At 73.6% G+C, this 17,404-nt stretch carries 14 protein-coding genes and 1 pseudogene; 9 read left to right on the top strand and 6 right to left on the bottom strand.

What is annotated here, in order from left to right:
• Nucleotides 1-95: 95 nt before the first annotated feature.
• Nucleotides 96-794, top strand: a complete 699-nt coding sequence (npdG, locus tag O7620_RS02515; RefSeq protein ID WP_278121675.1) for an NADPH-dependent F420 reductase — start codon at nucleotides 96-98, stop codon at nucleotides 792-794.
• A gap of 515 nt (nucleotides 795-1,309) precedes the next feature.
• Here npdG and O7620_RS32030 read toward each other — a convergent pair.
• The 4 genes and pseudogenes from O7620_RS32030 to O7620_RS02530 all read right to left on the bottom strand — a co-directional run bounded on the left by O7620_RS32030 (nucleotide 1,310) and on the right by O7620_RS02530 (nucleotide 5,848).
• Entirely contained in the window at nucleotides 1,310-1,885 is a 576-nt protein-coding gene (locus tag O7620_RS32030) for a DUF222 domain-containing protein (RefSeq protein ID WP_347403748.1), read from the bottom strand.
• Nucleotides 1,878-2,561, bottom strand: a pseudogene (locus O7620_RS32035) (DUF222 domain-containing protein); the annotation flags it as partial. The gene O7620_RS32030 and the pseudogene O7620_RS32035, both read right to left, overlap by 8 nt.
• A 525-nt stretch (nucleotides 2,562-3,086) precedes the next feature.
• A complete protein-coding gene (gene panB, locus O7620_RS02525) occupies nucleotides 3,087-3,932 on the bottom strand; it encodes a 3-methyl-2-oxobutanoate hydroxymethyltransferase (RefSeq protein WP_151492870.1) in 846 nt (281 codons plus the stop codon).
• Nucleotides 3,933-4,090: 158 nt separating this feature from the next.
• Nucleotides 4,091-5,848, bottom strand: a complete 1,758-nt coding sequence (locus O7620_RS02530) for an NAD+ synthase (protein WP_278121677.1) — start codon at nucleotides 5,846-5,848, stop codon at nucleotides 4,091-4,093.
• Nucleotides 5,849-6,077: 229 nt separating this feature from the next.
• Between O7620_RS02530 and glnA the strand changes: the two genes are divergently transcribed.
• The 4 genes from glnA (at nucleotide 6,078) to O7620_RS02550 (ending at nucleotide 9,166) form a co-directional block, all read left to right on the top strand.
• A complete protein-coding gene (glnA, locus tag O7620_RS02535; RefSeq protein WP_151492872.1) occupies nucleotides 6,078-7,427 on the top strand; it encodes a type I glutamate--ammonia ligase in 1,350 nt (449 codons plus the stop codon).
• A gap of 87 nt (nucleotides 7,428-7,514) precedes the next feature.
• Nucleotides 7,515-7,940 (top strand): DUF350 domain-containing protein, encoded by a 426-nt coding sequence (locus O7620_RS02540; RefSeq protein WP_278121679.1) that lies wholly within the window; start codon nucleotides 7,515-7,517, stop codon nucleotides 7,938-7,940.
• Nucleotides 7,941-7,985: 45 nt separating this feature from the next.
• Complete coding sequence (locus O7620_RS02545; protein WP_278121681.1) at nucleotides 7,986-8,678, top strand: YafY family protein; 693 nt, start codon at nucleotides 7,986-7,988, stop codon at nucleotides 8,676-8,678.
• A gap of 116 nt (nucleotides 8,679-8,794) precedes the next feature.
• A complete protein-coding gene (locus tag O7620_RS02550) occupies nucleotides 8,795-9,166 on the top strand; it encodes a VOC family protein (protein ID WP_151492875.1) in 372 nt (123 codons plus the stop codon).
• Nucleotides 9,167-9,261: 95 nt separating this feature from the next.
• Here O7620_RS02550 and O7620_RS02555 read toward each other — a convergent pair whose 3' ends face one another.
• Nucleotides 9,262-9,735 carry a hypothetical protein gene (locus tag O7620_RS02555; protein ID WP_278121683.1) on the bottom strand — a complete coding sequence of 158 codons (474 nt, stop codon included), beginning with the start codon at nucleotides 9,733-9,735 and terminating at the stop codon, nucleotides 9,262-9,264.
• A 192-nt stretch (nucleotides 9,736-9,927) separates the two neighbouring features.
• On the opposite strand from O7620_RS02555, the gene O7620_RS02560 reads away from it, so the two are divergent.
• Nucleotides 9,928-10,818 (top strand): virginiamycin B lyase, encoded by an 891-nt coding sequence (locus tag O7620_RS02560; RefSeq protein WP_278121684.1) that lies wholly within the window; start codon nucleotides 9,928-9,930, stop codon nucleotides 10,816-10,818.
• Nucleotides 10,819-10,931: 113 nt separating this feature from the next.
• Here O7620_RS02560 and O7620_RS02565 read toward each other — a convergent pair whose 3' ends face one another.
• Complete coding sequence (locus tag O7620_RS02565) at nucleotides 10,932-11,867, bottom strand: LD-carboxypeptidase (RefSeq protein ID WP_278121685.1); 936 nt, start codon at nucleotides 11,865-11,867, stop codon at nucleotides 10,932-10,934.
• 112 nt (nucleotides 11,868-11,979) lie between these two features.
• Here O7620_RS02565 and O7620_RS02570 point away from each other — a divergent pair, with 112 nt between their 5' ends.
• From O7620_RS02570 to O7620_RS02580, 3 genes are read left to right on the top strand one after another with little or no spacing between them, the layout of a single operon-like run.
• Complete coding sequence (locus O7620_RS02570; RefSeq protein WP_278121688.1) at nucleotides 11,980-12,747, top strand: type 1 glutamine amidotransferase; 768 nt, start codon at nucleotides 11,980-11,982, stop codon at nucleotides 12,745-12,747.
• Nucleotides 12,747-15,767, top strand: a complete 3,021-nt coding sequence (locus O7620_RS02575) for a bifunctional [glutamine synthetase] adenylyltransferase/[glutamine synthetase]-adenylyl-L-tyrosine phosphorylase (RefSeq protein ID WP_278121689.1) — start codon at nucleotides 12,747-12,749, stop codon at nucleotides 15,765-15,767. The genes O7620_RS02570 and O7620_RS02575 overlap by 1 nt, the downstream gene beginning before the upstream one ends.
• On the top strand, nucleotides 15,760-17,376 hold the full coding sequence (locus tag O7620_RS02580; protein ID WP_278121691.1) for a hypothetical protein: 1,617 nt from the start codon (nucleotides 15,760-15,762) through the stop codon (nucleotides 17,374-17,376). The genes O7620_RS02575 and O7620_RS02580 overlap by 8 nt, the downstream gene beginning before the upstream one ends.
• The last annotated feature ends 28 nt before the right edge of the window (nucleotides 17,377-17,404 follow it).

Consider the following 17,404-nt stretch of genomic DNA (forward strand, 5'->3'; position numbering starts at 1 on the left):
GTGGGTCTTTCGGGTCGGCGGGCCTTTCGGGTCGGCGGGGATTGTCACCACGCCTGCCGCTGCTGCCGGCCCGAGCGGTTTGCGAGGATGAGCCCATGGCATACGACGCGAGCACGCTGCCCGACGTGTCCGGGCTGACGGTCGGCATCATCGGTGGCACGGGCGACCAGGGGCGGGGCCTCGCCTACCGGTTCGTCCGGGCCGGGCAGACGGTGCTGATCGGTTCCCGGTCCGCCGAGCGTGCCGCCGAGTCCGCCGCCGAGATCGCCGCCCTGCCCGGGTTGCCGGCGGACGCCAGCATCACCGGTGCGGCCAACGACGAGGTGGCTCGGCGCAGCGACGTGGTGATCATCGCGGTGCCGTGGGACGGGCACGCCGCCACCGTCGCCGCCCTCGCCGAGCCGCTCGCCGGCCGGATCGTCGTCGACTGCGTCAACCCGCTCGGCTTCGACAAGCAGGGCCCGTACGCGCTGACCGTCGCCGAGGGCAGCGCCGTGCAGCAGGCCGCCGCGCTCCTGCCCGACTCCCGGGTCTGCGCGGCGTTCAACCACGTCAGCGCCCCGCTGCTCGCCGACCCCGAGATCGACCGGATCGACCTCGACGTACTGATCTGCACCGAGGACCGCGAACTGGTCGACGTGGTCGGTGCGCTCGCCGCCCGGATCCCCGGCATGCGCGGCATCTACGCCGGCCGGCTGCGTAACGCCCACCAGATCGAGGCGTTCACCGCCAACCTGATCGCCGTCAACAAGCGGTACAAGGCACACGCCGGCATCCGCGTCACGGACGTCTGACCCGCCCCGACGCCCGGACCCGCTGACCGGCGCCCGGATCCGTCTCCCGGCGCCCGGACCCGCTGACCGGCGTCCGGATCCGTCTCCCGGCGCCTGGAGCGCTGACCGGCGCCCGGAGCCGCCGTCCGATGCACGAAGGTGCTGACCGGGGTTCGGTCGTGCCGACTTCCCGAACGCCCATTGCCCTTCAGTCGGGCTGGCTTGCGTCCGCGTGCTGGCGGCGTCGGCGTGCTGGCTGGCGTCGGCGTGCCGCTTGCGGGTCCGCAGTGGCGCGCCCGGCCTTCGATTCCCGGCAGGGCTGCTCCTCGTGCTGGACGCATGGCCGTGGAGTTCGCCGGCCCGGGGGCATCGACGGACGGCTGTGCGCATGACCACCGGCTTCTCCGCAGCCGGGGAGCCTCTTCGTCGTGTGGGTGCGGCGATCGGTCCCGGAGACCGCCGCGCTCGCCGGCCGCTCACCGCTCCATGACGTGGGTGGCGGCGTGCTCGGCTCGTTGCCTGACCAGGTCGTTGGCCTATATCCGTCGGTGGTAGTGGTTGCGGCGGGGGATTTGTTCGGGGTCGAGCCAGGCGGGTGGGATGAATTGGGGGTGGCCGTCGCCTGCCATGCGCACGGTCCAGTCGGTGTGGTGGATGTGTCGGTGGTGGTGGCCGCAGAGCAGGACGGCGTTGGTGAGGCTGGTGTCGCCGCCGTCGGTCCAGTGCTGGATGTGGTGGGCGTGGCACCAGCGTGGTGGTCGGTCGCAGCCGGGGAAGGTGCAGCCGTGGTCGCGCAGGATGAGGGCGCGTCGGAGTGGGCCGGTGATGAGGCGGCGTTGTCGGCCGAGGTCGAGTGGTTGGCTGGCGCTGTTGAGGATCGCGGGCAGGATCGCGGCGTCGCAGGCGAGGCGGCGCACGGTGTCGGGGGTGAGGTGCAGGCCGGTGTCGAGGGTGCCGGTGCCTAGTTGCCGGGTCAGTGTGTCGTAGTTGGTGGTGATGACGATCTGGGCGGGTTCGCTGCCGTGTTCGGGTAGGTCGCCGGTGGGGCAGGCTGAGGCGGCAGATCTCGGTGAGGGCGTCGTGGCGGCGTTGCCCGGGGGAACGCTGGTCATCGGGTCCGGTGGGTGGGGTGAGGGGGTCGATGGCGGCGCGGAGTAGGCCGGCTGTTTCGGTGTCGAGGGTGCCGGTGAGTCGTAGGCGGCCGTCGGTGAGGGTGGACAGGGTGAGGTGTCGGTCGCGGGTGGTGCAGGCGGCTTCGGCGTCGAGGGCGGCCTTGGCGGCGGCGTCGGCGATGTCGGGGGCGACGTGGTCGAGGATGCGGGTGCCGAGTGTGCGCAGGAGGGTGGGGTCGAATTGGGTGGCCCAGTGGACGAGCACGTTGACGGCTTTGTCGGCGGCTTCGGGGCCGGCCGATGTGTGCACGGTGGTGACGGTGTCGGCGATGACCCGGGCCTGGTCGACGGTGACGTGCCCGTCGGCTAACGCTCGGCGCACCGCCGGCGTGCTGGTGTCGAGGACGGCGGCGAGGTCGACCAGTCGGCGGGCGGCCGCGATGGTGAGGTGCAGTCGTTCACGCAGCCACACCGCCGTGGACGAGGCGCCCTGCGTACCGGCGGTGCCCCGCCCGTCGACCTCACGGATCAGGGCGAGCTTCACGGCGGCGAGGCGCTGCTCCAGGCGGTGCGCGGCGTCGAGCGCGGCGATCAGCTCCTGCTCAGGTAGCGCCCAGGCGGCGGTGTCGGTGCAGGCCGCGATGGCGTCCTCTGCCTGCGTCAACTCCTCAACCATGACCCGAGACTAGAACAGGTGTACGACAATTTCAGCGACCAAGATCGATTGGACTGTCGTTGGTCTGAGGTTTGGGCGGAGGGGCCGACCGGCGAACGAAATGCCGTGCCGGCGGCCCCGCCGCTCCAGGTCGTGCCGGTTGAGATCGCGCCGGCCTGGTTCCTGAGAGCAGGCCACGCGGCCATGCGAGGACTCCACTAGGCGATCACGCCGCCGCACGGGCACAGTCGGCACGCGGCGACGCCGGCACCGGACCACGGGACCACGCGGCCTCGCCGGCACGCGGCCTCGCCGGCACGCGGCCTCGCCGGCACGCGGCCTCGCCGGCACGCGGCCTCGCCGGCACGCGGCCTCGCCGGCACGCGGCCTCGCCGGCACGCGGCCTCGCCGGCACGCGGCCTCGCCGGCACGCGGCCTCGCCGGCACACGGCTCGTAAGGCCAGCGCGGCCGGCAAGGCCAGGCAGGCCCTGGACCGCGGCCCGCAAAGGCACCGAAGCCCTCGGACCGCGGCCCGCGCCAGAACGCTAGAAGGTGTGTTCGGCTGCCGGGAACTCGCCGCTGCGGACCTCGTCGGCGAAGCGGCGGGTGGCGTCGGTGAGGGTGCCGGCGAGGTCGGCGTACCGCTTGACGAAGCGTGGCGCCTTGCCGGTACGCAGGCCGGCCATGTCCTGCCAGACCAGCACCTGGGCGTCGGTGTCCGGGCCGGCGCCGATTCCCACGGTGGGAATCGACAGCTCGTGGGTGATCTGCTTGGACACCTCGCCCGGCACCATTTCCAGCACCACCGCGAACGCGCCCGCCTCCGCGACCGCCCGCGCGTCGGCGAGTACCTCCTCGGCGGCGTCGCCTCGGCCCTGCACCCGGTAGCCGCCCAGGGTGTGCTCGCTCTGCGGGGTGAAGCCGATGTGCGCCATCACCGGGATGCCGGCGCCGACGATCGCGGCGATCTGCGCGGCGCAGCGGCGGCCACCCTCCAGCTTCACGGCGTGGCAGCCGCCCTCCTTCATGAACCGGACGGCGGTGCGCAGCGCCTGGGCGGGACCTTCCTCGTACGAGCCGAACGGCAGGTCGCCGACGATCAGCGACTGTCGGGTGGCCCGCACCACCGCCCGTACCAGCGGAAGCAGTTCGTCCGCGGTGACCGGCAGGGTCGTCTCGTAGCCGAACACGTTGTTCGCGGCCGAGTCGCCGACCAGCAGCACGGGCACGCCGGCCTGGTCGAAGATTCCCGCCGTGTACTGGTCGTACGAGGTGAGCATCGGCCACCGTTCGCCGCGTTCCTTGGCGGCGATCAGGTCGCGGGTACGGACCCGCCGGGTGGCCGGGCCGCCGTACAGGGCGGTCACCTCGTTCGCGGTGGACTCCGACATGACTGTCTCCTTCCTCGAGGCCGCCTGCGCGGTCCCCGGGTTCCGTGGCGATCGTCGCACCGCGGGATGGGGTGGCGGCAGGGCGCAGTGGAAGATGTCACTCGGATGCGCGGCGGGGTGCCGGACCAGCTCAGCGACCCGGCACCTGATCCAGGAGATCAGCCGTGCTCGCGCCACCGATTGGTGATCGGCAGTCGACGGTCCCGGCCGAACGCCTTCATGGAGATCTTCGCGCCCGGCGCGGACTGGCGTCGCTTGTACTCGGCGGTATCCACCAGCCGCAGCACCTTGTCCACCACCGCCGGGTCGTGACCCGACTCGACCAGCCCGTCGCGGCCGAGGTCACCGTCGACGTACCCGATGAGGATCGGGTCGAGGACGTCGTAGTCGGGCAGGTTGTCGCTGTCGAGCTGTCCCGGGCTCAGCTCGGCGCTCGGTGGCTTGCCGATCGAGTTCTCCGGGATGGGCGGGGTTTCGCCCCGGCGGGACGCGTCGGCGTTGCGCCACTTCGCCAGCCGCCACACCAGCGTCTTCCACACGTCCTTGATCGGGTTGAAGCCGCCCACCGAGTCGCCGTACAGCGTGGAGTAGCCCACCGCCAGCTCGCTCTTGTTGCCGGTGGTCAGCACCAGGTGGCCCTCCTGGTTCGACAGCGCCATCAGGATGACACCGCGGACCCGGGCCTGGAGGTTCTCCACGGCCACCCCGGACAGCGACAGGTTGGCCAGGAAGCCGTCCACCATCGGCTGGATCGGTTCGATGCGGTAGTCCAGGCCGGTGCGCTTGGCCAGGTCGGCGGCGTCCTCGCGGGAGTGCTCGGACGAGTGCTGGCTGGGCAGTGACACGCCGACGACCCGGTCCGGGCCGAGGGCGTCGACGGCCAGCGCGGCCACCACCGCCGAGTCGATGCCGCCGGAGAGGCCGAGCACCACCGACGGGAAACGGTTCTTGTTGACGTAGTCGCGCAGGCCGAGCACCAGCGCCTGCCACACCTCGGCCTCGTCGGCGACCGGCTCGATCAGCCCGCCGACGGCGGCCGGGCCCGGGGGCGTGGGCGGGACGCCGTCGACCGCGCCGCGTACCACCCGCAGGCCGTCCGCGATGGTCTCCGCGGCCGGCGGCGCGGTCGCGGCCGGCAGTTCGACATCGTGTACGAGAAGGTGCTCGACGAACTGCGGGGCGCGGGTGAGCAGCTCACCGTCGGCGGTCACGATCATCGAGTCGCCCTCGAAGACCAGCTCGTCCTGCCCGCCGATCATGTTGACGTACGCGATGGTCGCGTTCGCCTCGGCGGCCCGGCGGCGGACCAGCGGCAGCCGGATGTCGTCCTTGTTCAGCTCGTACGGCGAGCCGTTGATGTTGACCACCAGGCCGACGCCGGCCTGCCGGGCGGCGGCGAACGGACCGCCGGCCTGCCACAGGTCCTCGCAGATGGTGAGCGCGACGTCCACGCCGCCGATCCGCACCACGGTCAGCATGTCGCCGGGCACGAAGTAGCGGTCCTCGTCGAAGACGCCGTAGTTGGGCAGGTGGTGCTTGAAGTAGCGGGCGGCCACCTCGCCCCGGTGCAGCAGCGCGGCGGCGTTGCGGGCGCCCCGCGCCGGCTCGGCGTCCCCGCTGACCTGCGGCGGCCCGTCGGCGTCCAGGTAGCCGACCACCACCGGCAGGTCGCCGAGGCCGTCCGCGGCGAGGTCGGCGGCGAGCTGCTGCAGGGCCGCCCGGGACGCGGCGATGAAGGACCGTCGGAAGACCAGGTCCTCGACCGGGTAGCCGGTGAGCATCATCTCCGGGAACAGCACCAGCTGGGCACCGGCATCGGCGGCCTGGCGAGTCCAGCTGCGGACCAGGTCGGCGTTGCCGGCGAGGTCGCCGACGCTCGGGTTGACCTGGGACAGGGCGAGACGCAGGGTGGGCATGTCTCCATCTTGCCCCAGCCCGTCCGGTGTCATCCGCCGGTAGCCGCGCGCAGGGAGCCCGGTAGCCGCGCGCAGGGAGCATGGTCGTCGACCGGCGGGCGGGACACGAGGGGACGGGCGGCGGCGGTTCGCGTAACGTCTGCGTAACCAGGCCCGGGAACACTGGGCGGTCAGGTCGGGTGCAGCCCGGCCAAGGCGGACAAAAGAGTTGTCGCGAGGGGTTGGGGAAGTGGACCGTCAGCAGGAGTTCGTCCTCCGTACGCTGGAAGAGCGGGACATCCGGTTCGTCCGGCTGTGGTTCACCGACGTGCTGGGCACGCTCAAGAGCGTCTCGGTGGCGCCCGCCGAGCTGGAGGCCGCCTTCGAGGAGGGCATCGGCTTCGACGGCTCGGCCATCGAGGGTTTCGCCCGGGTCTTCGAGTCGGACATGGTGGCCATGCCCGACCCGACCACCTTCCAGGTGTTCCCGTTCGAAGGTGGGGTCAGCGGCGAGAGCGCCCGGATGTTCTGCGACATCCTGCTGCCCGACGGTGGCCCCTCCTGGGCCGACCCGCGGCACGTGCTGCGCCGCGCGCTGTCCAAGGCCGCCGAGAAGGGCTTCACCTTCTACACCCACCCCGAGATCGAGTTCTTCCTGCTGGAGAACGGTCCGCAGGACGGCTCCGTGCCGACCCCGGTGGACACCGGCGGCTACTTCGAGCACACCACCCACGCGGTGGCCCGGGACTTCCGGCGCCAGGGCGTGCTGGCGTTGGAGCGGATCGGCATCTCGGTGGAGTTCAGCCACCACGAGGTCGCGCCCGGTCAGCAGGAGATCGACCTGCGCTACGCCGACGCGCTCACCACGGCCGACAACATCATGACCTTCCGGCACGTGGTGAAGGAGGTCGCGCTCTCCACCGGTGTGCAGGCCAGCTTCATGCCGAAGCCGTTCACCGACCAGCCGGGCAGCGGCATGCACACCCACCTGTCGCTGTTCGAGGGGGAGCGCAACGCGTTCCACGACTCCGGCGACCCGATGAAGCTCTCCAAGGTGGCGAAGTCGTTCATCGCCGGCCTGCTGATGCACGCCCGCGAGTACACCGCGGTCACCAACCAGTGGGTCAACTCGTACAAGCGGCTCTTCCCGCAGGCGTTGCCGGACCGCATCACCGAGAGCCCGGCGTACGTCTGCTGGGGTCACCTGAACCGGTCCGCGCTGGTCCGGGTGCCCGCGTACGGCAAGCCGAACTCGGCCCGGGTCGAGGTCCGCTCCCTGGACTCGGCGGCCAACCCGTACCTCGCCTTCGCGGTGCTGCTCGGCGCCGGCCTGAAGGGCATCGAGGAGGGCTACGAGCTGCCGCCGGGCGCCGAGGACGACGTGTGGTCGTTGACCAGCGCCGAGCGGCGCGCCATGGGATACGAGGCGCTGCCGGAGAACCTCGCCGAGGCGATCGACGTGATGGCCGAGTCCGAACTGGTCGCCGAGGTGCTCGGCGAGCACGTCTTCGACTTCTTCCTGCGCAACAAGCGGGCCGAGTGGGAGCAGTACCGCCGCGAGGTCACCCCGTACGAGCGGCAGCGCTACCTGGCGCTGTAGGAGCGGGGCTGACGCGGTTGCGCGCTGCCGCTATCGTCTCGATCACCGCGCCGGTACCCCTCCGGGCGGAGAGTCGGGAGGCAGTCGGTGCTGGAGGATCTGCTCAGCGGTGCCTGGCAGAGCGTCGTGTTCGGGATCGTCGGCGTGGGCCTGATGGCGGCCGGGTTCGGCCTGGTCGACCTGCTCACCCCGGGGCGGTTGCGGGACCTGATCTGGGTGGACCGCAACGCCAACGCGGGGCTGCTGCTCGCCGCCAACCAGCTCGGCATCGCCGGGATCGTCTTCACCGCGATCCTGACCAGCTACAGCGACTTCGGTAAGGGGCTCGCCTCCACCGTGGTGTTCGGTCTGCTCGGGCTGGGCATCATGGCGTTGGCGTTCGTGGTGCTCGACCTGCTCACCCCCGGCAAGCTGGGCGAGGTCATCTGCTCGCCCGAGCCGCATCCGGCGGCCCGGGTCAGCGCCGCCACCCACTTCGGCGCCGCGTTGATCGTCTGCGCCTGCATCGCCTGAGCGCGGGCGCCAGAGGGCGTCGTACCCCGGTCGTAGCGTGCGGGAATGAACCGCACGGACCGGCTCTACGCGTTGGTCGAGGAGTTGCGGGCGGTGTCGCCACGGCCGCGCAGCGCCCGCTGGCTGGCCGCCCGCTTCGAGGTGAGCAGCCGGACCATCGAACGGGACATCGGCGCGCTCCAGGAGGCCGGTGTGCCGATCTGGGCCGAGCCGGGGCGCACCGGCGGCTACGTGCTGGACCGCGCCCGCACCCTGCCACCGGTCAACCTGACCGCGTCCGAGGCGGTGGCGATGGCCGTCGCGCTGCACCGGCTCGCGGGCACGCCGTTCGCCGGGCCGGGGGCCACCGCGCTGCGCAAGCTGGTGGCGGTGCTGCCGGCCGCCGACGCCGCCGCGGCGCACCGCCTCGCCGGCCGGGTGCACCTGATCGGCGACGGGCCGGCCACGCCCGTCCCGGCCATCGTCGCCGACGCGGTCTTCGCGCGGCGGGTGCTGCGCATCCGGTACGCCGACCGCGCCGGCGCGGACTCGGTGCGTGACGTCGAACCGTTGGGCTACCTGGGCAACTCCCGACACTGGTATTTGCTGGCCTGGTGCCGGCTCCGCGACGAACTGCGGTGCTTCCGTACCGACCGGATCGGGAGCGTCCGCGCGCTGCCAGAGGTGGTGTCCCGGGAGCTGACCCTGACCGACCTCGACATTCCGCGCGAACGGGTCCGCGCGCTGAGCCTGGTGTGAGGGGCGAAAACTCCGGCGGGTGATTCGGAAACACCGACAGGACGGTGTCGCGGACGGCTCCGAGACTGCTCCGGACGACGGCCGAACGGCCGCGCGGAAAACTCTGGAGGCAGCGGATGTCCACGACGCCCATCACCTGGTTCGAGATCGGCACCGACCGGCCGGAGGAGGCGGAACGCTTCTACGGCGAGCTGTTCGGCTGGACCTTCGAGGAGCAGGGCGCGGCCAGCGGCGGGTCCTACCGGGTGACCGGGGCCGGCGGCGACGCCGGGATCGGCGGGGCGATCCGGGGGACCGACGGGACGTCGCCGAACTACGCGATGTTCTACGCCGAGGTCGCCGACGTGCCGGAGACCTGCCGTCGGGCCGAGGCGGCCGGCGGGAAGGTGCTGGTGGCGGCACGTACGACGCCGAGCGGGCTCACGTTGGCCCACCTGCTTGACCCGGCGGGCAATCACCTCGGCGTGTTCACGCCCCCGCCGGCCTGACACGCCGGCACCCGACCGGTGCCGAGCGGGCCTGCCGCAGGCCCGGGGGGCAAGCCTGGGGCAGGCCCGGGCGGGCCTGGGCCTGCCCCGGGAGGTTACTTGCCGGGCGTGCCGGCGGGGCCGCCGTGACCGCCCGGGCCGCGGTGGCCGCCGGGGCCGGGGAAGACGCCGGCCTCGACGGCCTTGGTGATGGCGTCGGCCTGCTCCTGGGTGAGCTTGCCGTCCTTGACCGCCTGGTCCAGCCGCTGCTTGAGGGCGGCCTGCCGATCCTCGGCGGACGGGCGCTGCGGCCGGTCGGCCGGGCGGTGCTGCTCGCGGACCTTCTCCAGCGCGGCGGTCACCTTGTCGGTGGGGACACCCAGCTCCTTGGCGAGCGCCTCGGCGAACTCGCCCTGCCGGTCGGCCTTCGCCGGGCCGGCGCCGGGGCCGGAGCCGTCGGCGGTGCTGCTGGCGCTCGGCGTTGGGGTGTCCGCGGCGAACGCGATCGTCGGGGCCGCGATCCCCACGCCGAGGACGCCGGCGGTGGCCAGACCGGCCAGCAGGTGCTTCCTACGGATGGTGCGGGACATGCTGTCCTCCAGAAGGTCGGTGATGCTGCGATGTCGTCACCGACGGTGACCGGTCAGCCTGGGCGCAACCCGTGGCGACCCTGTCAGCGGGCTGACAATCCGGGGCGTCAAGGCGGTCAAACCGGTTGCGTCGTCGCCGGACGAGCCGTCAGGGTTGGCGATCCACCGACGGAAGGAAGGACACCGCTTGTGATGACCGTCGAGATTCGGGAGATACCGCTCGCCGAGCCGGGCGCCGGCCCGTACGGCATCACGGTCGGCCCCGACGGCGCGCTGTGGCTGACGCTGGCCCATGCCGGCGGGATCGCCCGCCTGGGGGCCGATGGTGCGGTTCGGACCTACCCGCTGGAGCCGGCCGGCGGTCGCCCGTTGATCATCACCGCCGGCCCGGACGACGCCCTCTGGTTCACCCGCTCGGGGGACGACCGGATCGGTCGGCTCAGCGTCGACGGGGAGCAGCGCACGATCGCCCTTCCGGACGGCACCGGGCCGGGCGGTATCACCGCCGGACCCGATGGTGCGCTCTGGTACGCGGGGATGACCTCCGACACGATCGGCCGGGTGGGCACCGACGGCACGGTCACCGCGTTCCCGCTGCCGTTGGCCGGTGGTGTGCCCTCGATGATCACCGCGGGCCCGGATTCGGCCCTCTGGTTCACCCTCAACCAGGCGAACGCGATCGGCCGGATCGACCTCGACGGCAGGGCGACAGTGCACCCGTTGCCCACCGCGAACGCTGGCCCGGTCGGCATCACCCTCGGTGGCGATGGTGCCCTCTGGTTCGTGGAGATCCTCGCCGGTCAGCTCGGCCGGATCACCCCGGATGGCGACGTCGTCGAGTTTCCGCTGCCGGACCGTGCGGCCCGTCCGCACGCGATCGTCGCCGATCCGGCCGGTGGCGCGTGGTTCACCGAGTGGGGCGCCAACCGGATCGGCCACATCGACCGTGCCGGACGGATCGAGAGCTACGACCTACCCACCCCCAACGCCGAACCGCACGGCATCACGGTCGACGCCGACGGCGTCTGGGTCGCCCTGGAGATCGGCACGTTGGCCCACCTGACCCCCACCCGGACCAGTTGATCAAGAGGTTTGCGTCAGAATCCCGGCCGAGAATGACGCAAACCTCTTGATCACCGGGGGAGAGCGGGGTGGGAGGGGGAGGGGGGTGGGAGGGGGTGGGGGTGGGGGTGGGGTTACTGGACGGCGGGGGTGACTGTGAGGGTGTCGGTGTCGGTGTTCAGGGTCGCTCTGGTGCCTACCGGGACCGTGAGCTGGCCGGGGCCGTGGCCGATCGGGAGGCCACCGAGGACCGGTACGCCCAGGTCACCGAGCTGTTCGCTGAGGACATCGACGACCGTGGTGTCCCAGCCGTCGGCGCAGTCGGTGAACTGCCCGACCGCCACGCCGGCCAGCCCGTCCAGCGCGCCGGCCCGGCGCAGCTGGGTGAGCATCCGGTCGACCTTGTACGGGGGCTCCTGCACGTCCTCGATCAACAGCACCGCCCCGGTCAGGTCGGGCAGGTCCGGCGTGCCGATCGACGCGGTGATCATGCACAGGTTGCCGCCGAGCAGGGTGCCGGTGGTCCGACCCGGTACGCGTACCCCGAAGGTGTCCTCGGCCGGCACGGCGGTGACCGACACCGCCTCGGTGGTCATCAGCGCGGCGTGCAGCGACTCGGCCGACCGCAGGGGGGTGCGCTCGTCGCGCCAGGCCGCCCCCGGGCCGTGGACGCCGGCCAGCCGGGCGCCCCGCCACAGCGCGAACTGCAGGGCGGTGATGTCGGAGAAGCCGGCCACCACCTTCGGGTCGCGGCGGACGGCCGCCATGTCGATGGCGTCGACGATCCGCTGCGCGCCGTAGCCGCCCCGGGTGCAGATCACCCCGCGGATCTCCGGGTCGGCGAAGGCCGCGTTCAGGTCGGCGGCGCGCAGGTCGTCCGTGCCGGCCAGGTAGCCGTGCCGGGCGTACGCGCTCGGCGCCGGCACCGGCCGCAGACCCCAACCGGTGAGCAGTTCCATCCCCCGCGCCACCCGCTCCGGAGTGGTCGGCCCGGACGGTGACACCAGCAGCACCGTGTCACCCGGGCGCAGCACGGGCGGGCGGACGACGGCCGAGTCCTCGCTGATCACAACCGCAGAGCCTAACGACCCCGCCGACGGCGGAACCGCCCACGGGCGGCGGACGGCGACGCGGCCCGTGGCGGGGCGTGGCGGCACATCATGCACCGGCTAGCCTCGACGGGTGGCAACCGCGCTGGTGATCGAGAACGACCCGACGGACGACGCGCGCCGACTGGGTGAGTGGCTGACCGAGGCCGGGCTGGAGCTGTGGGTCGTCCGCCCGCACGCCGGCGACGAGCTCCCCGCCGACCTGGAGGGGTACGCGGCGCTGGTGGTGCTCGGCGGCGACCAGCAGGCGTACCCGCTGCCGGACGGCTCGCCCGGCGCGCCCTGGTTCCCCGCCGTGGAGGGCCTGCTGCGCAAGGCGGTCCGCTACCGGGTGCCCACCCTGGCCGTCTGCCTGGGCGCGCAGCTGCTCGCCACCGCGCACGCGGGGTTGGTCGAGCGGAGCCCGTCCGGCCCGGAGATCGGCCCCGGCGTGGTCGGCCGGCGCGACGCCGCCGAGAACGACCCGCTGTTCCGGTACGTGCCGCTGATCCCGGACGTGCTCCAGTGGCACTCCGACGAGATCACCGAACTGCCCCGGGGCGCGACCCTGCTGGCCGCCTCCACCCGCTACCCGCACCAGGCGTTCCGGCTCGGTGACCGGGCCTGGGGGCTGCAGTTCCACATCGAGTGCGACACCGCGATGATCACCGACTGGGCCACCGACTCGACCCAGCTCGCCGAGCTGGGGTACGACCCGGAGCTGGTGATCGCGGCCTGCGACTCGGTGATGGTGGACGTCGAGGAGGTCTGGCAGCCGTTCGCCGCCCGGTTCGCCGCGCTCGCGCTCGGCGAGCTGGACGACAGCACGATGCGGCGCGGTCTGCCGCTGCTCGGGCACTGATGAGCCGGCCGACCAGGGCACCGGGGCGGCTCGCCCGCTACGGCTTCGGCACCGCCGACGGCGACGGCGGGGCACGCGCCGCCGACCTGCTCGGCCCGGACGGGCTCCGGTTGTGGCGACCCGACGAGCAGGAGCCGGTCGACGAGGCGGCGGGGGAGCTGCTCGCCGCGCTGTCTCGGGCCGCCGACCCGGACCTGGCGTTGCGCCAACTGCACCGCATCGTCGAGGCCGAACGCCGCACGAGCGGGGGAAACGCCGCGTCGCCGCTGCTCGCGGACCTGCACGCCGATCCCGGCCTGCGGCGGCGGGTGATCGCGGTGCTCGGCGCCTCGTCGGCGCTCGGCGACCACCTGGTGGCCCACCCCGAGCACTACCGGGCGCTGCGGACCGCCCCGGACGGGCTCGCGCCCACCGCCGAGGGTCGGCTGGACCTCACCGGCGAGGGCAACCCGGTGGCGGTGCTGCGGACCGCGTACCGCCTGGCGCTGCTGCGGATCGCGGCGGCCGACCTCACCGGCGGGCGCGGCCTGGAGCAGACCATGGCCGCGCTGTCCGCGCTGGCCGACGCGACCCTGGCCGCGGCGTACGAGATCGCCGTCGACGAGCTGGCCGACGGCACCGAACGGCCCCGGCTGGCGGTCGTGGCGATGGGCAAGTGCGGCGGCGGCGAGCTGAACTACGTCTCCGACGTGGACGTCATCTTCGTGGCCGCCGAGGACGCCGACCTGCCCGCCGCGACCCTGGTGGCGACCCGGCTGATCGCCATCTGCGGGCTGGTCGCCTGGCCGGTGGACGCCGCACTACGACCGGAGGGCAGCCGGGGGCCGCTGGTGCGTACCCTCGCCAGTCACCTCGCCTACTACCGCCGGTGGGCGCGTACCTGGGAGTTCCAGGCGCTGCTCAAGGCCCGCCCGGCCGCCGGGGACCTGCCGCTGGCCCAGGAGTGGGTCGACCAGCTCGCGCCGCTGGTGTGGCGGGCCGCCGAACGACCCGAGGCGGTCGAGGACGTCCGCGCGATGCGCCGCCGGATCATCGACAACATCCCGCCCAAGGAGCTGGAACGCGAGATCAAGCGCGGTCCGGGTGGGCTGCGCGACATCGAGTTCGCCGTCCAGCTGCTGCAACTCGTGCACGGTCGCGGTGACGAGACGCTGCGGGCGCCCGGCACGATCCCGGCGCTGCGCGCGCTCGTCGCCGGCGGCTACGTCGGCCGCGCCGACGGCGAGTCGCTGCTGCGCGGCTACCGCTTCCTGCGCAGCGTCGAGCACCGCCTCCAGTTGCAGGCCCTGCGGCGTACGCACACCGTGCCCACCGAGCCGGCCGCGTTGCGCTGGCTGGCCGCCGCGCTGGGCTACACCGCCACGCCGGGGCGCAGCGCCGTGGAGAGCTTCCGCGCCGAGTGGGTCACCCACGCCGCCGAGGTACGTCGGCTGCACGCCAAACTGCTCTACCGGCCGCTGCTGGAGTCGGTGGCCCGGGTGCCGGCCGACGGGCTGCGACTCACCCCGGAGGCGGCCCGGCACCGCCTGGAGATCCTCGGGTTCGCCGACCCGGCCGGGGCGCTGCGGCACCTCCAGGCGCTCACCGGCGGGGTGAGCCGCACCGCGGCGATCCAGCGGACCCTGCTGCCGGTGCTGCTCAGCGAGTTCGCCGACGCGCCGGAACCGGACCGGGGGCTGCTCAACTACCGCAAGGTCTCCGACAAGCTCGGCAGCACACCCTGGTATCTGCGGCTGCTGCGCGACGGCGGCCCGGTCGCCCGGCGGCTGGCCCGCGTGCTCGCCCTGTCCCGCTACGTCGCCGACCTGCTCGCCCGCGACCCGGAGGCGCTGCGGCTGCTGGCCGAGGAGAACGAGCTGGCGCCGCGGTCGCGCGAGGTGCTGCGGGAGGGGTTCCTGGCGGCCGCCGCCCGGCACACCGACCCGGTCGAGGCGACCCGCGCGGTGCGGGCGCTGCGGCGGCGGGAACTGGTCCGGGTGGCGTGCGCCGACCTGCTCTGCCGCGCCGGCGCGCTCGCACCCACGCCGACCCGACCGGACGGCACGAAGCGGCCCGCCCCCGGGCTGGCCCACGTCACCGGCGTGGGGACGGCGCTCGCCGACGTCACCGACGCCACCCTGGCCGCCGCGCTGCGCGCCGCCCAGGCCAGCCAGCCGGGGCCGGAAGGGCTGCGGTTCGCCGTCATCGGCATGGGCCGGCTCGGCGGGTACGAGTCGAACTACCTCTCCGACGCCGACGTGCTCTTCGTCTACGACCCGCCCGCCGGCAGCAGCGAGAGCGCGGCCAGCGCCGCCGCGCACGCCATCGCCGAGGAACTGCGCCGACTGCTCGGCGTACCCGCCCCCGACCCGCCGCTGGGCGTCGACGCCGACCTGCGCCCGGAGGGCCGGCAGGGGCCGCTGGTGCGCAGCATCGCCGCGTACGCGCAGTACTACGCCCGCTGGTCGCGGGTGTGGGAGGCGCAGGCGCTGCTGCGCGCCCGGTTCGTCTGCGGTGACGCCGACCTGGGCGCCGAGTTCGAGGCGATGATCGACCCGGTGCGGTATCCGGCCGACGGGCTGACCCGCGAGCAGGTCGTCGAGATCCGCCGGATCAAGGCCCGGGTGGAGACCGAACGGCTGCCCCGGGGCGCCGACCCGGCCACCCACACCAAGCTGGGCCGGGGCGGGCTCGCCGACGTGGAGTGGGCGGTGCAGCTCGTCCAGCTCCGGCACGCCGGCGCGAATCCGGCGCTACGCGACACGCGTACCCTCGACGCCCTCGCGGCGGCCGAGCGGGCCGGCCTGATCGACCCGATGGACGCCGCGGAGATGGCCGCCGGCTGGTCCCTGGCCGCGCAGGTCCGCAACGCGCTGATGCTGGTCCGGGGCCGGGCCGGCGACCAGCTGCCCCGGCACGGGGTGGAGCTGGCCGGGGTGGTCCGGCTGCTCGGCCGCGACGACCCGGGGGAGTTCCTCGACGAGTACCTGCGCACCGGCCGCCGCTCCCGAGCCGCGGCGGAACGTGTCCTCAATGCCTGACGCGTCGGCGCGCCCGGCCGGGCAGCGCACCGCCTGGGCGGCGGCGACCGGGGTGGCCGTGGTGCTCGCCGTCGCGTTCCTGCTCGCGCCGCCGATGGGCACCGACCTCGCCGCGCAGGTGGCCCGCGCCGAGTTCGCCCAGCGGTACGGCGCCGCGCCAATCGACTTCGGCTGGTACGGCGGCGTCGACCAGTACGGCTACAGCCTGTTCACGGCCCGGTTGGGCGCGCTCATCGGGGTGCGTCCGTTGGGGGCGGTCGCCGCCGTGCTCGGCGCTGCCGCGCTCGGTTGGCTGTTCACCCGCAACCGGGCCCGTCGGCCGCTGCTGGCCGGCGTGCTGGGCGCCGTGGTGCTGGTCGGCAACCTGGCGAGCGGCCGGATCACCTTCGCGGTGGGGTTGGCGTTCGGGCTGCTGGCGCTCTGCGCGGTCAGCGCGGACCGCCCGCCACGCTGGGTCCGGCTGACCCTCGCGGCCGGCTGCGCCGCCCTGGCCACGGCGGCCAGCCCGGTCGCCGGCCTGTTCACCGGGCTGGCCGGCGCGGCGTTGCTGCTGTCCGCCCTGCGAACCGGTGCCGGGCCGGGCCGTCCGCTGCCCGGCGGCTGGCGGATCGAGCGACCACTGGCGGAGGGGTTCGTGCTGGCCGTGGCGCCCGCCGCCACGGTGGCCCCGATCGCGGTCCTCTTCGGCAACGGTGGCACCCAGCCGTACTCGGCCGAGTCGATGCGGATCAACGTCGCGCTCGCGGTGCTGGTGGCGGTCGTGCTGCCGCGTCGCCGCCGGGTGCTGCCCATCGGCGCGCTGCTCACGGTGCTGCTGCTGGTCGGCGCGTACTACGTGCCCAGCCCAATCGGGTCCAACGCGCTGCGGCTGCCGATGCTGTTCGCCCTGCCCGTGCTGGCCGGGTACGCCGCGCTGCCGGGGCCGTGGCTGGCCGGGCTACTCGCCGCGACCGTGTGGTGGCAGTCGCCGGTGATGACGAGCGACGTGACCCGGGCCGGCGCCCCGGAGAGCGCCGCGGCTTTCCACCGGCCGCTCGTCGCGGAACTCGACCGACGGCAGCCGGTCGGGCGGGTCGAGGTGGTGCCGCTGCGCGACCATTGGGAGTCTGCGTACCTCCCGCCGACCGTGCCGCTGGCCCGGGGCTGGGAACGCCAGGTCGACAGCGACCGCAACGCGCTGTTCTACGACGGCAGCCTGAACGCGCGGACGTACGAGCAGTGGCTCCGCCACGAGGCGGTGACCTACGTGGTGCTCGCCCCGGACGCGCCCGCCGACCGGTGGGGCCGCGACGAGGCCGCGCTGATCGGCACCGGCCTGCCCTACCTGCGGGAGGTCTGGCGTGACCCGACCTGGCGGATGTACGCCGTGGTCGACCCGACACCGCTGGTCGGTGCCCCGGGGCAGCTCGTCACCGCCGACCGGGGAGCGGTCCGGCTGAGCGCCGAACCGGGTGACGTGCTCGTGCGGGTGCGCTGGTCGCGCTGGCTGTCGCTGACCGGCCCGGACGGCTGTCTGCGAGCCGGCGCGGACGGGTGGACCGAGGTGCGGGTCCGCACCGCCGGCGACTATTCGATCTCCAGCGGGCTCACACCGGCGAACCACTGCTGATGATGCTGCCGTCGTCCCGGGACCGACG

This window comes from Micromonospora sp. WMMD710, from assembly GCF_029626045.1.
Classification (GTDB): Bacteria; Actinomycetota; Actinomycetes; order Mycobacteriales; family Micromonosporaceae; genus Micromonospora.